General features: G+C 54.2%; 16 protein-coding genes. 5 read left to right on the top strand and 11 right to left on the bottom strand.

The window, feature by feature from the left end; translation table 11 throughout:
• Positions 1-62 precede the first annotated feature (62 nt).
• Positions 63-539 (top strand): hypothetical protein, encoded by a 477-nt coding sequence (locus C5Y83_RS22410; RefSeq protein WP_105332034.1) that lies wholly within the window; start codon positions 63-65, stop codon positions 537-539.
• Positions 540-576: 37 nt separating this feature from the next.
• Here C5Y83_RS22410 and C5Y83_RS22415 read toward each other — a convergent pair whose 3' ends face one another.
• Both C5Y83_RS22415 and C5Y83_RS22420 read right to left on the bottom strand, forming a co-directional pair.
• Entirely contained in the window at positions 577-1,116 is a 540-nt protein-coding gene (locus C5Y83_RS22415) for a hypothetical protein (protein WP_105332035.1), read from the bottom strand.
• An 18-nt stretch (positions 1,117-1,134) separates the two neighbouring features.
• Entirely contained in the window at positions 1,135-2,469 is a 1,335-nt protein-coding gene (locus C5Y83_RS22420; RefSeq protein ID WP_105332036.1) for a dihydroorotase, read from the bottom strand.
• 473 nt (positions 2,470-2,942) lie between these two features.
• On the opposite strand from C5Y83_RS22420, the gene ccsA reads away from it, so the two are divergent.
• Together ccsA and hemA are read left to right on the top strand one after the other, a co-directional pair.
• Positions 2,943-3,842, top strand: coding sequence for a cytochrome c biogenesis protein CcsA (gene ccsA / locus C5Y83_RS22425; RefSeq protein ID WP_105332037.1), 900 nt, complete (start codon positions 2,943-2,945; stop codon positions 3,840-3,842).
• Positions 3,839-5,113, top strand: a complete 1,275-nt coding sequence (gene hemA, locus C5Y83_RS22430; RefSeq protein ID WP_105332038.1) for a glutamyl-tRNA reductase — start codon at positions 3,839-3,841, stop codon at positions 5,111-5,113. Before ccsA ends, hemA begins: the two co-directional genes overlap by 4 nt.
• Before the next feature lie 53 nt (positions 5,114-5,166).
• On the opposite strand, the gene C5Y83_RS22435 is transcribed toward hemA, so the two are convergent.
• From C5Y83_RS22435 to C5Y83_RS22450, 4 genes are all read right to left on the bottom strand, one after another.
• On the bottom strand, positions 5,167-6,240 hold the full coding sequence (locus C5Y83_RS22435) for a DUF932 domain-containing protein (protein WP_105332039.1): 1,074 nt from the start codon (positions 6,238-6,240) through the stop codon (positions 5,167-5,169).
• A 79-nt stretch (positions 6,241-6,319) separates the two neighbouring features.
• Entirely contained in the window at positions 6,320-7,534 is a 1,215-nt protein-coding gene (locus C5Y83_RS22440; RefSeq protein ID WP_233207325.1) for a DEAD/DEAH box helicase, read from the bottom strand.
• A gap of 197 nt (positions 7,535-7,731) precedes the next feature.
• Positions 7,732-8,154, bottom strand: coding sequence for a YraN family protein (locus tag C5Y83_RS22445; RefSeq protein WP_233207326.1), 423 nt, complete (start codon positions 8,152-8,154; stop codon positions 7,732-7,734).
• Entirely contained in the window at positions 8,151-9,749 is a 1,599-nt protein-coding gene (locus C5Y83_RS22450) for an amidase (protein WP_105332040.1), read from the bottom strand. Before C5Y83_RS22450 ends, C5Y83_RS22445 begins: the two co-directional genes overlap by 4 nt.
• Before the next feature lie 90 nt (positions 9,750-9,839).
• Between C5Y83_RS22450 and C5Y83_RS22455 the strand changes: the two genes are divergently transcribed.
• Positions 9,840-10,433: a DUF6940 family protein gene (locus C5Y83_RS22455; protein ID WP_105332041.1), complete on the top strand. Its 594-nt coding sequence runs from the start codon at positions 9,840-9,842 to the stop codon at positions 10,431-10,433.
• A 12-nt stretch (positions 10,434-10,445) separates the two neighbouring features.
• On the opposite strand, the gene C5Y83_RS22460 is transcribed toward C5Y83_RS22455, so the two are convergent.
• From C5Y83_RS22460 to ehuB, 5 genes are read right to left on the bottom strand one after another with little or no spacing between them, the layout of a single operon-like run.
• The gene (locus C5Y83_RS22460; protein WP_105332042.1) at positions 10,446-11,072 is read right to left on the bottom strand and encodes a MarC family protein; all 627 of its coding nucleotides are present in this window, start codon (positions 11,070-11,072) and stop codon (positions 10,446-10,448) included.
• 17 nt (positions 11,073-11,089) lie between these two features.
• Positions 11,090-11,869: an ectoine/hydroxyectoine ABC transporter ATP-binding protein EhuA gene (ehuA, locus tag C5Y83_RS22465; RefSeq protein WP_105332043.1), complete on the bottom strand. Its 780-nt coding sequence runs from the start codon at positions 11,867-11,869 to the stop codon at positions 11,090-11,092.
• Positions 11,866-12,525, bottom strand: a complete 660-nt coding sequence (ehuD, locus tag C5Y83_RS22470; RefSeq protein WP_105332044.1) for an ectoine/hydroxyectoine ABC transporter permease subunit EhuD — start codon at positions 12,523-12,525, stop codon at positions 11,866-11,868. Before ehuD ends, ehuA begins: the two co-directional genes overlap by 4 nt.
• Before the next feature lie 2 nt (positions 12,526-12,527).
• The gene (ehuC, locus tag C5Y83_RS22475) at positions 12,528-13,202 is read right to left on the bottom strand and encodes an ectoine/hydroxyectoine ABC transporter permease subunit EhuC (RefSeq protein ID WP_233207327.1); all 675 of its coding nucleotides are present in this window, start codon (positions 13,200-13,202) and stop codon (positions 12,528-12,530) included.
• A complete protein-coding gene (gene ehuB / locus C5Y83_RS22480; RefSeq protein WP_105332045.1) occupies positions 13,199-14,104 on the bottom strand; it encodes an ectoine/hydroxyectoine ABC transporter substrate-binding protein EhuB in 906 nt (301 codons plus the stop codon). The genes ehuC and ehuB overlap by 4 nt, the downstream gene beginning before the upstream one ends.
• A gap of 243 nt (positions 14,105-14,347) precedes the next feature.
• Between ehuB and ectA the strand changes: the two genes are divergently transcribed.
• A complete protein-coding gene (gene ectA / locus C5Y83_RS22485) occupies positions 14,348-14,836 on the top strand; it encodes a diaminobutyrate acetyltransferase (protein ID WP_105332046.1) in 489 nt (162 codons plus the stop codon).

Consider the following 14,836-nt stretch of genomic DNA (forward strand, 5'->3'; position numbering starts at 1 on the left):
TCTAATTCACTTTGCTGAAAACGAAACACGGATCACTTCACACTGCTCCGGAGGAGCCGTCCATGTCTCGCTGGGTTGAGATTCAGTTCGATTGCATTCCACTGCGTTCCATTGATCGAATGGATATTCCGATGGACGCCTCGCCCAAGTTTCAGCAGCATTGCTTGCGGGTGAAAGCCGCCATGGAAAAGCACGGCTCGCACAACACCTACTATCTGCATAACGCGACATGCACGTATCACCTGCTCAATGATCCCGTCGACGGCATGATCCAGTTCCGATTTCATGGCACGGTGATGACCGACGAATCGGACATGAGCACTCGCGGTAGCGATCTGGAAGTCGAACTCGTTAAAGAGACTTGCACCTGGCTTTCCGAACCGATCGTGCACTGGTTTCAGGAAACAGTTCAGCGCAGCGTGGCCGTCGAGTTCGATCACTACATCCAAGCTGGCGACCTTAAGAAAACCGAAGAACGGATCGCGAAGATCAAAGCCGAGAGCGAATCAGGGGACGGGTTTATGGGAATGTACCTGTAGGTCGTCGAGTAATCGCGAATCGTATCCCCAGAAAGTGTCAAAGCTCGCTCCACCAATGGGGAATCTGCTCAAGCGAATCGCTAACTTCCTGGTCCTCCCAGAGGCCGCCTAAGACCTCGCGAATCAGAACGATAACTCGCTGTTCCGTAAGACTCTCCCACGCTGAGACCGCTTCACTTAGTCGTCGTTCAAGCCAACGGTACTCATCGCAATCGTTAACGTTTTGAACGATCTTTTGACCTACGCCTACTCGGACGGCGTAGACTTCGTATCGATCGCTCAGAAGCTGACAAGGAGCGTCGCTTGGGTTCGCCACGATCGCCGACTGGAAGATATCCCCTGCCGACCATAGGTCGACGTGCTGCGATCGATACAGAATTGGCGGAATGAACGCGTTGGTCAGCAGGCAACCCACAAAGGTGTCGATTGCCGCTCGGGTCTTGGCGGGCCATTGTTCGGACGACCATTCATTGGGATCATCCGTTAAACGCTGTGCGGAGAAGTTCTTTGCCTTTTCCCATATCGCGTCGGCAAACGAACCGCCAATCGCGATGATGGTGACCTTCTGGCTTGTCATAAGCCTGCTTCCGAGGAACTAGTCCTCGACACCTTCCCAATAGCCGCCACGACTGTGGTCGAACATCGCTTCGACCCCCATGCGGGACTCATCGAACTTGCCGTCACGGTAAACTTCCTTACCGCAAACCCACGTTCGCACCGGCCAACCAGTGACTTCGCGGCCCTCGAAAGGGGTCCAACGGCACTTGGTTTCCATGTTAGGACTACGGATCACCTGGGTTTTGTTCATGTCGATCAGGACCAAGTCGGCATCATAACCAACCTCGATGCGTCCCTTTTCCATGATGTCCCAGACGAGCGCTGGCCCTTCGCACATCCAGTGAACGACGTCTTCAATGGTGCACTTGTCCTTAGCGACCAAATCTAGCATCAACGGCAGTGCCGTATCGACCCCAGGCACACCGCTCGGCGTGTCGGGGTAGCGTCCACACTTCTCTTCGTATTCGTGCGGAGCGTGATCTGTTGCAACGATTTGGATCTTATCGTCCAAAAGTGCCTGCAGCAGAGCTTCGTTGTCTTCAGCCGTCTTCAGCGAAGGATTCATCTGAGCCAGTGTACCCAGATTCATGTAGCTGTCGGTGTTGAGGAACAAGTGATGTGGCGTCACTTCCGCGGTGATCACATCGGCATGGTCTTCAAACACTTCGACGGACGCGCCAGCGCTGACGTGGCAAATGTGCAGGCGATGCTTGTATTCGCGGGCCAAAGCACACGCGCGCTTCACAGCGGCAACTTCTGCTTCGACATTGCGAATCTTGGAATGATCGACCACATTCTTGGTGCCGGCCAGTTCCTGCTTCATCTTGTCGATGATCGATTCGTCTTCCGCATGGACGGCGATCGGCAGTTTGGTTTCGGCGAAAATGGCTTCCAGCAAACCAGGGTCAGTCAGCGCCATATCGCCGGTGCTGCTACCCATATAAATCTTAATGCCAGGTGTCCGAGTGGCTTTCTTAAGCTCTTCCATGTTGTTGAGCGTCGCGCCCATGAAGAACCCATAGTTGACGATGCTCTTGTTGGCAGCGAGCGTCAATTTTTCTTCCAGCAACTTCTGGGAAACCGTGGCTGGATTCGTGTTGGGCATCTCCAGAAAGGTAGTGATTCCCCCCTTCGCACAAGCACGACTCCCCGAGCGAAGATCCTCTTTATTGGTCAAACCAGGATCTCGCATATGGACGTGGGCATCGATCACACCTGGGATCAGCGTCATGCCGTAAGCGTAGACCGTTTCGTCCACTTTTACCGATTCGGCCGGATCGATCTCGGCAATCTGCGCACCATCGATCAGCACAGAGGTCTTTTGAGGGCCGTCCGGCAAAATCACCGTAGCGTTCTTAATTAGCGTTTTCATTCAATATCCTGCGGTCGAAAACGAGGGACCCACGCGAAAGTAGGGGGTGGCCGACTCGATAGAAGCCGTCGGCGAGGTACGTGGGGCGCTAGATTGTGTTCGATACGGCCTAGCCGGGCGCATAGCAGATGCCCGAATCCAGAACGTAAACGACTACTATAAGAAGTTTCGCCCCCCTATGAAAGCGGCCTGGATAGTCGTTAAACGCAGAGTCTGAAGTGAAAATGGGCGATTTTAATCATTCGTTCCGTGCGATCCACCGCTCTCGTCGCCAATTCTGCTGAAAGCCGCGAGCAAGGGGAGTTACCCTATACTTGCCTTCGCAACTAAAATAAAGAGTTCACTTTACCCACCTTATTCAGGCAGGCCGTCCCTATCCCTGGTAGATGCTATCAAGCGAGCGGCACGCCTGACCGATTCACCTATCGAGGAACGAATTCCCTTCGCCAACCGAAGGTCCGATAAGAACGGTCATGCTGTCTGGTATTACGCTGCTCATAATCGCCGCCAGTTACATCATCACGCTGGGGCTCGAAATCGCAAGAATTTTTGTCCGAGCTCGCTCGCGCGCTATCTTCTCGCTGGGATTTGCCGTTCTAGGGCTCGTGACCCACACGCTGTACCTAGTTGGTGAACAACGCGGGCTAATTGAATCTGGCCCGATTTCTTCCTGGCATCAATGGTGCCTCATGGCGGCCTGGGTACTCGTGTCGCTATATGTTATTGCCGCGTTCGCTCAGCCTGGCACCTCTCTGGGCTTATTCCTGCTGCCGCTCGTCCTCTTGCTTGTTGGGGTGGCTTACTTGATGGATCAGGTCGCGCCGTTTGCGGCAGCGACTTCGTCGGAAACGTGGGGCGTGATTCATGGAACCGCTCTCTTGGCCGGAACAGTCGTAGTGATGCTTGGTTTCGTGACTGGGGTGATGTACCTGATCCAGTCGTATCGCCTCAAGCACAAGATGCTTTCCAACGAAGGATTCAAGCTGCCCAGCCTCGAATGGCTTGAGATCACCAACCGTCGTGCGCTGATCGTTTCGACCTGTTTACTCGCGGGTGGCTTGTTCGCGGGTATCTTGCTGAAGATTAACCACAACAGCTTCCCATGGACCGATCCCGTAATTTGGAGTTCCGCGATTCTCTTTCTGTGGTTGGTCGCGACGATGATCTTCGAGTTGGCTTACCGGCCAGCCCGACGCGGTCAGAAGGTCGCCTACCTAACGATGGCCAACTTCGTGTTCCTAGCATTCGTATTGGGCTTAGTGCTGTTCGGTCCATCGCAACATGCTCGTAATGGTTCGCCCGGTAAGCAAGCAAATCCAGTCACAGAGAGTTCGCCCGCTGACGTTCCTGCCGAAAGGAGCGACGCACAATGAAGCTCCACATGATTGGCTGTAGCCATCACAACGCGAACGTCGAAGTGCGCGAGCGTCTGGCTTTCACACCGGAACAGGCACGTCGCGCGATGCTTCTGCTGCGGGAAAACTTTCCCGACATGGAATCCGTCATCCTGTCGACTTGCAATCGAACCGAGCTGTACACTGCCTCGGTCGATGCCACGACCTTTCCTTCGCATCACGATATTGTCGACTTCCTCGCTCAGTTCCACCAACTGGAATCGGAAGCGATTTTTGACAACGTCCTGGAACGTACTGGCGAAGACGTCGTCCGGCATCTGTTCACCGTCGCGGCAAGTCTCGACAGCATGGTGGTCGGCGAAGCACAGATTCTTTCGCAGGTGAAACAAGCTTACGAGATGGCGACCGATGCCGACTGCGCTGGCACGCTCACCCACAGTATTTTTCAGGCCGCCATCCATGTGGCAAAACGAGTCCATAACGAAACCAACATCCATCAAAAGCGGGTCAGCATCCCCAGCGTGGCTGTCGGAGAGTTCGCTTCCAGTATTTTCGATCGCTTTGATGACAAGAAGGTACTGATCATTGGCGCTGGAGAAATGGGTGAGGAAACCCTCAACTATCTCCGCGATCTAGGGGTGCACGATTTCAGCGTGGTCAATCGCAACCTCGAACGGGCGGAGAAGCTGGCCGTTAAATTCGATGCGAAAGCGTACCCCTGGACCGAGCTAATTCCGCAGTTAGTACGCGCCGACGTAGTAATCAGCACGACCGGAGCATCAGAGCCGATCATCACCTACGACCAGTTCCAGGAAGTGGAATCAAAGCGATTCCAGAAGACGCTCTTCATCCTTGATCTGGCCATTCCCCGGGACTTCGATCCCAAGATCGGCAGCTGCGTGGGTGTTTATCTCTTCTCAATCGACGACCTCCAGAAAGCATGCGAGAAGAATCGCAAAGCCCGCGAACTGGAATGGCCCAAGGCAGAGAAGATCGTCGAGAAGGAAACCATGCGTTTCATGACCGACTTGCATCATCGTGCCACAGGCCCGACGATCAAGCGGTTGAAACAAGCTGCCGACGAGTTGAAGCAAGATGAACTTCGTCGGCTGCTGAACAAATTATCCGATCTCGATCCAAAGCTTCAAAACGAGATCGAACGCTCTTTTGATCGGCTGGTGAATAAGATTTTGCATCCACCGCTCGAATCGCTTCGTGATGACATGGAAAGCGCTGCCCCAGGCGGCTTGCTCGATGCGTTGAAAAGGCTGTTTCGTCTCTATGACTAGCGGTCTTGCCCCCGCTCACCGGAGGACGCTGGCGAGAGGGGACAAGATGCGAGCTAGTTCATCATCGCAACCGAAGAATCGTCTTTCGAGACAAAGAAGTCGGCGAATTCCGGGGCTTCTACGGCCGTTCCTTCCATATCGTATTCGTCGGAGATCAGGCTCCCGATGTAAGCTTGCAAAGTACGCGACGACGCCTCGTCGGCATGGTGGGTGGCGATTTCACTGGCGAAGTTCACCAGGTCGTAAACGCGGCACTTGGCAGGCAACACACGCAGTCGCTTCTCACTTAAGGCATTCAGATTGGTAAGACCGTACAGTTGATTCATCTGGCCCGTCAGCCGATGAAAGTCGGTCAGCACAGTTGGGCGATTGAACCCCTTAGATCGATCCGACTTGAATAATAGCTTGTAAAGCTTGTTGCATTCATTGAGCGAGGCCCAAGATGTTTGCGAACTGGCGAATCGTTGACGAAGCCCGGCATACCCTTCCCCATTGTCATAGCTTTCAAGAGCTCGCGAAATGCAGTGGCCGATGTCTTTGCCAAGGCTGATATCGCTGCGGAAAGCTCGGCTGTAGCCGATCGCTCCGTTGCTGCACAGCATTCGTAAGAATGAAAGGTAGATCTTCGGCTGACTGAAGCCATCAATCGGTGTTTCCATCACAAATCGATGCTTGAACTTGTCGCCACCGATTTCAAAATCACAGTCACCGCTGCGTGGTCGATGGGTGCTGGTGATGACTCCTTCGGTGTACTTGATATCCTTGCCGCCGTAATGTTCCAACAATCCCTGCACTTCTTCGTGCGTGATTACCGGTCGCTTCGGATTGCTGACCGACAACAATCGCGATCCCCTTGCGCCACCTCGCTCGAGGCAGAAGCGAACGGTATCGTTCGGCGCTTTCTCAGAGATCCGCTGAAAAACCTCGCTGTGGTCAAAGTAACGAAACACACTTTCAGAAAAACCAAAACGCATGAACATCGATTTCCAGAAACGACGCGTGGGTCGCATCGTTTCGCCATTGAGCGTTATCCCCGTGACCGTAACGCGACCGGACTTCTCGTCACGTTCGGCCTCGACACGAAAGTCACTGACGCGGGCATAACCGTATTCAAAATTCCATCGCATGATTCGAGCTCCAGGATTCGGTGGCAAACAATTCAGGCATCAAAGAAATGGGGGGAGAATGTTCGGCTGCATCATTCGACTAAAAGCGATTCCTCCTTTGTTCCCACATCGGGCGGGTGTCCTTTAGTGCCGCGACTAGCTTCGGTAGTCGGACTTGGGTGCCGGCGATCAGGCGTCTCGATCGCTGACTAATTTCTTCAATCTTTCGATTCATCTTCAGGCTATTCCACTGATCGCCTGCCCAGACGTACTGCTCGACCGCAGCGGCCGTTTTCAAAATGGGATGGGGCGTCGATTGACACTGCACCACCTGTTTAAACGGAATGTCCGCATGTCGCCGAAAGACGCGGCCGCACATCTGTATGGTGCAGGCCTTACTGGAAGGTCGGCAGAACACCGTCTTCAGATCGGGACAATCGAATCCCTCGGTAAGGATGTTCATGTTGATCAGCACTTGGATCTTTCCAGCAAGGAAATCGGCCAACTGTCGATCACGGTCACTCTTGGCGGTGACAATTTCGCTGCGAATACCTCGCAAGGCGAGCTGCTCCTGGCATTCAACACATTGATCGTGGCGATGGAAGAAGACGATTGCCTTCCCCCATCGCTCGGTATCCATCGCGTACGTTTCCGCGACGGCACCCGGGGTATATTCTGGAATCGTGTAGTGGTGGTACTGGCTGAGGTAACCATCTTGAATCAGCTGATGAATGCCTGCGTCACGGATCACATGATCAAAACAGAGCTTCACACGATCACCTCGAAACGGGGTCGCCGTTAACCCGAGGATGTATTGTGGGCGAATGTTGCAATGCAGATTTGCCATGCTCATCGCGGCATCGTGCTGTGCTTCGTCGACGATCAACATGTCGACCTTCGGAGGATCCTTGTCGAACATCGAGATCAACTCGAGCTTCACATCGAAGCCGCGGGCGATGTTTTCTTCTTGGGCTTGCTTGAGCAGATTTCGTCGCATAGCAACCCAGCCGACGGACAGTCCATAATGCTTCTGCATCCACTGGGCAATCGCCAGCCCCATGACCGTCTTGCCACTACCTGTGGGGCTTTCGATCAAGACCGAAGCACTCGACCCGGCAAGTTCATCGAACGGATCGGCGTGATGATTCAGTAACGCCTTGACTGCTTTGGTGGCGATACGTTGCTGATAAGGACGAGGCTGGGCATCGACACCCTCGAACAAGTCATCCAGCAAGTTCAGCTCAGCGAAAGCGGTATTCGACTCGGTTGCTTCTTCCATCCAGTCACACATTTGCAGGCCAGTTCCCAACGCCATGATCGACTACTCCCTATCTCGGCAAAGTGATTATTCGTGTCGTGTGCAGCCCGGCGGAAGACATTCCTAACCGCGACACACGTACTATCGATCAAGCCAATGACACGTTGGGTCACACGAATCTGGCAGGCGGAAAAGATTTTAAGAAACCGACCAGCAAGAGACGTAAGCCACTTCATAGACAGCAGTTGCGCCGTTCACGAAAACATCTGAAATTGCCCGGTCGGTTCAAAGGCATTTTCAAAATGGCGGACTTCCGGCGTCTTCGCCCCCTTGGGCCAGACTATTGAAATCACGTCGAATCGAGCCTGGCAGCTGCCAAGCAAATCGTGCTTCCGCATGTACCCGAGAGCTGCCCTGGTCAGCCGCTCTTGCTTGTCCCGATCGACCGCTTCGTCTGGGGCACCTTTTTCGTCGGCGGTGCGGGTCTTCACTTCCACGAATACGATAGTTCGCTCTTGGACGGCGATGATGTCGATTTCGCCAAGGCGTGATCGGTCTTGCCACGCGATAATGGTGTACGCCTTCTTCTTAAGATAGCGACAAGCGAAAGCCTCGCCTCGTTCCCCCAGGGACTTTGGTTTTCGCCAAGCACGGAGCCAGTCGCGCAGCCATTTCACGATGCGGCCTGTGCAATAGAAGGAAGCTGAGAAATGTCGGGATAGCCTGACAGCGTTCGGTAATGCTGTTCGAGTGCTTCCATTACGGCCAATACCTGGTCCTCGCGCCAAAACCTGCCAGCAACTTGAACACCAACCGGCAGTCCCACACTTCCGATTTCCATCTGTCGTGCTAATGCATAGGACGCGTCCGACTTGATCTCGCGATCGGTTTCTTCGTCCTTGCGGACACGCGTCGCTGGCACGGTGCCACAGGGGACACCAAGCAAATTCATCACCACGCTGTAACTTGAAGCGGGCAACATGTCGACCGCGCAGTTGGGTTTCAAGGCAGGCGTAGCGTGTGTGGGACAAAGAACGATATCAATGTTGGCTTTGTCCCAATCCTCGAACACTTGTCGAACTTGGCCAATTGCCTCCCAGGTAACATCCCACAAAGAACCAGCCGAACGCGGGCCGGACGCTTTGAAGATGGCGGCCATTTTATGTTTCCCCAGCGACGATAGAGCCATCTTGGCAATCAAAGGCCGCAGCCAACGAGGCAGCGCCGCCAAGCGAACTAGGCGTCCTACCTCGGGCTCAAGCTTGCTTCCCTTTAAGAGTCGGCGAAAGTCCACGCCGCCGTCGGCACTGGCGATGGCAAAGTACGATTTCAGCATCGCCAAAGTTGGTGGAGGATCGAGCTCGACGATGGTGGCTCCGCGAGCCTTAAGCCCTTCCGCACCTTCGACCATTGCCCGACGAACCGCAGGACAAGGCGGAAAGAAACCATCATCCGCGTAAACGCCGACTCGTAGCTTACCGATATCGACGGGCGTGGAGTCATCAAAACCGAGAGGCGGATCGTCGGCCCTGTCCCAGCTTTTCGAGCAGGAGTTGCGAGCAAGTACTTTCATGGCCAAACGCAAATCGGCAACTTGCCTGGCCATCGGTCCTGGCTGAAATTCGAGCCACGACATACCCCGCAAGTTGGCCGCCGTGCCGCCACGCGTCAGCCGCCGGGAAGTCGGCTTGAGCCCTGCGACTCCACAGAAATGCGCAGGCAACCGAATGCTTCCCCCTAAGTCGCTTCCCAAGCCAAGTGCCGTTCCCCCAGCCGCCAGAATCGCCGCTTCGCCGCCGCTACTTCCGCCAACACAGCGCGACAGGTTCCAAGGGTTTTGCGTCGTTCCGTACTTTGGATTGCGTGTTTCATGGATAATCATCAGCTGCGGAACATTGCTGATCCCGAGAATCACCCCCCCAGCGGCGCGCAAGCGAGCCGCAAGCGGTCCGTCGGCCGTGGCCACGTTGGGCGGCGTGGTCATCCCGAGGGTCATCTTTCCGCCGACGACATGGAAGCATTCTTTGATCGAAAGGGGCACACCCCGTAACAGTCCTCCCTCAGCGAAGTGAGGATCGTCGTCCAGACGCTTTGCCGATGCGATTGCTTCATCGAAGAATGACTGAACGATCGCGTTTATCGGCGGATTGACCGACTCGATCCGCTCGATGTGTGCGGCAATGACCTCGCTGGCCGAGACTTCGCGGCTTGCGATCAAATGGGCCAGTTGAGCGGCACCATGTTGCCAGAGCTTAGGAGATGTGCGTTGCATCGCCCGATTCTACCGAGAACGTGCGGCGTTGTCGCCAACTCCTTAGAATAAGGTTCGATCCCAACCATCCCTTGCGAGGTATCTGCTCCGATGGAGATTCTGACGACCCCCATTCCTGATCACCGGGCAGTCGAACTGCGGATTGTCGAGCAAGATGTTCCGTTCAGTTTTCAAGAAGTTGCCCAACGATGGCAGGAAGATGCCAAATTCTGCGAACAGTTCAACCAAGCCCTGTCAGACGCGCCGTTTGAATCGTATCGCTGGGAGTTGCCCGGTCTAACGCGCGAAAACTGGCAGGCACCTTTCATTAGTGTCGTCCAAGAAAGCCTGGAACTGCGTCGCCGCGCGAATCCGAGTTCGTTCGCCGAGCACTTTCCGAAAGCGGTGGATGAAGTGGTTGTGTTCGCGAACTTCGGTGGGAGTGCTCAGCTAATTGTGCCGACTCCGGTCTCCGTTCCGGAAGCGTACCCTCACTTAGCGGCGTTTACACGAGGCGCTCCACACTCACAAAGATTGCACCTATGGCGAGCCGTTGGCACCGCTTTCGTGGATCGCATCAGCACGAAAGCGGTTTGGTTAAGTACAGCCGGAGCAGGTGTCCCTTGGCTACACGTACGGCTCGACGACCGTCCGAAGTATTATTCGTACGCGCCGTATCGAAACGTGCTGTCGCCTCAGAACTGATCGTCGAACCAGCTAGGAACCGAACCCGTTTTCCATGCACTTCCCGACCCCGCTAAGGATCATGTCAACCGCTATGGTGCCGGTCAGCAGGGCCATGATTCGCCCGATCGTGTCGAGGTAACGCTCCATGATCGGTTCGTAACGCTTGCGAATTAGGTCGTGAATCCATTTCAAGAAGATGAGCGAAGCAACACAAACGACGACCGAGAAACCGATCGCACCCGCGGCTTCCGGAATGCTAACTCGCGATCCCGTAACGATCGCGGCACTAATCGTCCCTGGACCCAGCATGAAAGGCAACGCCGTCCCTTCAGCACCATGCGGGGCATCTCCTCGCAGACCGCGCAGGGCTGTACTGCCAACCATCACCAGGCGGATCGAGACCAACAAGAAGACGATTCCGCCAAAGATTAAAAACGATTCGTAGCGTACCTTAAAGGCATACGTGAACAGCCGGTCACCGGCGATTGCGAAGCCTAAGTAGACGGCCGCGCTCATCAGTCCGGCGCGCGTCATCGTTTTGGCGAACGCCTGTTGATCTAACCCTTGGATCAAGTCCAACAGATAGATGCAAAGTAAAAATGGATTTAAAAGAACTAACAGCAAAATGGTCGAGTCGACCAGATCCTGACTCAGCATTGGGGCGGGTGGCCTTTCTAGGCTTCTAAAACAGTCTTCAAAAATTCCTGGGTGCGTTGTTCTTGGGGAGAACTGAAGATCTGGCTGGGGGGGCCTTCTTCCAAAATGACGCCACCATCAAAGAACAATACTCGATCGGCGATCTCTCGCGCAAAATTCATTTCGTGTGTGACCAGCAGCATCGTCATATCGGACTCCGCTGCCAGCTTTCGTAAAACACTCAGCACCTCGTGAACCAATTCCGGATCAAGTGCTGAGGTGACTTCGTCAAACAGCATCACCTCAGGCTGCATCGCCATCGCCCGGGCAATCGCGACGCGTTGCTTCTGACCGCCGGAAAGTTGGGCTGGATAAGCATCGGCTTTTCCGTCCATGCCGACCATGGCCAGCAATTCCATCGCCCGCTGCTCGGCTTCCTTAGCCGCCACGCTGTTCACGAGCGTTGGCGCGAGCGTTAAGTTCTGGCGGACCGATAGGTGGGGAAATAGAAAGAAGTGCTGGAACACCATGCCAAGCTTTGCCCGCATCTGGTGCAAATGGGCTTCGCTCGCACGTTTCTCGCTTCCATTGGAAGGCATCGTCCAGACCGATTCTCCTTCCAAAAGTACCTCGCCACCATTCGGCTCTTCGAGCGTCATCAAGATGCGCAGCAGTGTCGACTTGCCTGAGCCACTCGGGCCAATAATCGCGATCTTCTCGCCGGCATGAATATCGACGTTCAGTCCACGCAGCACCTGATTCTCGCCGTAGGTCTTTTGCAGGTTGCGAATTTGAAGTTGCGGTTGGGTATCATTCATGAAGTCATCGCCGCGGTGCGTTTGCGAACCCATTCGACCGAGAGGCCAGCTATGAGGCTCAGGAGAATAAACAGTACGCCAACAATCGTCAGCGGTTCCAGATAACGATAATGAGCGTTGCCGAAAACTTGAGCCTCACGCAAAACTTCCATGACCGTAATCACCGAGAGAAGTGGGGCTTCTTTCAACATTGCGATCAAGTAGTTGCCAAGATTCGGAAGCACAGGCGGAATTGCCTGGGGCAGAATCACGTAGCGATAGGTTTGGAACGCATTCAAATTCAGTGCTTTCGCCGCATTCCATTGCCCTTTCGCAATGCCGTCCAGTCCCGCTCGGTAGACCTCGGCGGTGTAGCAACTGTAATGCACTCCCAAGACCAAGATCCCGGTCACCAGCGGCGAGAGAGAACGTCCGACGACGTCGGTCATCACGTAGTAGACGAAAAACAGCTGTACCAGAAGGGGCGTGCTGCGAATGAATTCGACAAACGCCCACGCTGTCCAACTGATGAACGGCACTTTCGACCGGCGCATGACCGCCCACAGCAATCCCAAAATCAAAGCTAAAGTCATTCCGCCGGCAACTGCCTCGATGGTGACGACCAAGCCCTTGAGGATATCGGGCATGACCTCCCAAACAATATCCCAATTCCACATCGCTACTGCCCTCCTCCATAATCTCGCCCATGCGACAGGCGACGCTCCAACAAACGGAACCCGAGCGTGATGAGGCTCGACAGCAGGAAGTAGATCACCAGCAGCAGCCCGAAGATTTCCAACGAGCGATGTGTGTCTGCCCGCAAATACATTCCTTGCATCGTCAGGTCGGTTACGGTAATCGTCGACACGAGGGCGGTTCCCTTCAGTAGTTCAATCATAAGATTGCCGAACGGAGGAACCATGCTGAGCACTGCCTGCGGGAAGATGACGTATCGCATCGTTTGCCAACGGCTGAGATTCAACGCCGCTGCCGCTTGATACTGCCCCTTGGAAACCGACTCGATACTCGTGCGAACAACCTCCGCCCCATAAGCTCCGACGTTTGCCCCCAGTACGAAGATCCCGGTTGTGATCGCATCAAGACCGAAGCCGGTCAGTTCCGGCATCACGAAATAAAACCAGTAAAGCAAGATCAACGCACTGGCACCGCGGAACACCGTGATGTAGGCAGCGCTGAACCAGCGGAGGATGGGATCGGTCGACTTGCTCCATAGGCCGAAGACCACTGCCATCACAATCGCCACGGCGGAACCGCCCAGAGCGATAATGACAGTGATATGCAGCCCCTTCAACAAGAATGGGAGCAAATCAAAAGGTGGGGGAAGGTCGCTCACGGTGCTTCTATCAATTCCTTGGCGGTTACGTTACCAGGCAGGGTCGACTCATCAAATTGAAATTTTTTCACCAGTTCTAAGTGCTCTGGCGTACCGATGAATTTGGCCAGCTCTTCGTTAAAACGTTCTCGCAGTGCTTCGTCTTGTTGCCTGAAACCAAATGCTCCGAAGCCTCGCGTCTCTTTCCCATCGATGACTGGGTCGCGAAAATCATTGACTTGCTCGATCGCATCGCTGTCTTGTTTTTCGAGCAGATCCTTCACGGTGAGAAAGGTCGCGGCCACCGCATCAATCTGATCTCCCTTCAGGCCCTGCAATGCACTCGCATAGTCGGCAAACACAGCGATTTGGCTCTCATCAACTCCCAAATCTTGCGCGTATTTCAATTCAATACTGCCCCCCATGACACCAATCCTGGCGTCCGGATTGTCGCGTACATCTTCATAACTATGCAGGTCGAGCGGATTGCCGGCCAGCACAATGAAAGACTCGCCGATGGCGTATGTGGGATTGGAAAAAGCAATTTCTTTACCGCGTTCAGGCGTGATATACATACCCGCTGCGATAATATCGAATCGCTTCGCTTTCAAACCGGGAATTAAGGAGCCGAAGTCAGCAACCACAGGCTCAATGTGGTCAACGCCGATCTTTTTTAAGATGTATCGCGCGATCTCAGGAGCTTCTCCGGTAACTAAATCTTTCTTGGTATCGAGGTACCCATATGGTTTCTCGTTGGCGAAGCCGATGCGGACTTTTCCGGTCCGCTGAATTCTCGCTAACGTGCTTTCAGCGTTAGCGTTGGAACGATTCGCCTGCCATAGGATCGCGCCAATGGCTGCCAGGAATATTAGCAACACTAATACTCCAGCTAACGAAACCTGCGATCTTTTTTCATCGAACATTGGCTAAAAATAACCGTAATACATTACAGCAACGAAAGTTGCGATTATCCGAAGATCCAGGTGAAAACCCGTGATCGCACGTTGATCATCTGAATCAAATGTGCTAGATTTTAGAGCCAATTAGTTGCAGCAGCAACCATTGCTGCAGTAATTTTCGCGACTCCCCGCTGGGGAACCTTTTGCGAGTCTTGTTGACTCCAAAAGTGCGAAGCAGAGGAACTCCAGAGGAGGAATCAGGCCCGGATGAACTTCCGGAAACCACGCGTCGAAGATGGCGCGAAGCTGCGTGAACTGGTCGCCAACAGCCAAGAGATGGACGATAACTCGTGCTACCTCTACTTGCTGCTCTGTCAAGATTTCGCCGACACCTGCGTGGTGGCAGAACTTGATGGCGCCATCGTTGGGTTTGTGACTGGCTACGTCCCACCACAAAGACCCTCGTCGCTGTTTGTTTGGCAGGTTGTTGTTGCTCCTGAAGCACGACGACAAGGTTTAGCCAAACGCATGCTGGATGCCCTGATTAGACAGTTCCCTGGCGAGAAGCTGGAATTTGTCGAGGCCACAATTACGCCTGACAACGTGCCTTCTCGCAGTCTCTTTAATGCCCTGGCACGTTCCTTGCACACGGAAATCAACTACACCCCGTATTTCCGTGCAGATCATTTTGGAAACTTTGCCCATGACCCGGAAGAACTTTGCCGGGTCGGCCCGATAGGCCCCGAACGAGAATAA

The sequence above is a fragment of the Blastopirellula marina genome (assembly GCF_002967765.1).
Lineage (GTDB): Bacteria > Planctomycetota > Planctomycetia > Pirellulales > Pirellulaceae > Bremerella > Bremerella marina_A.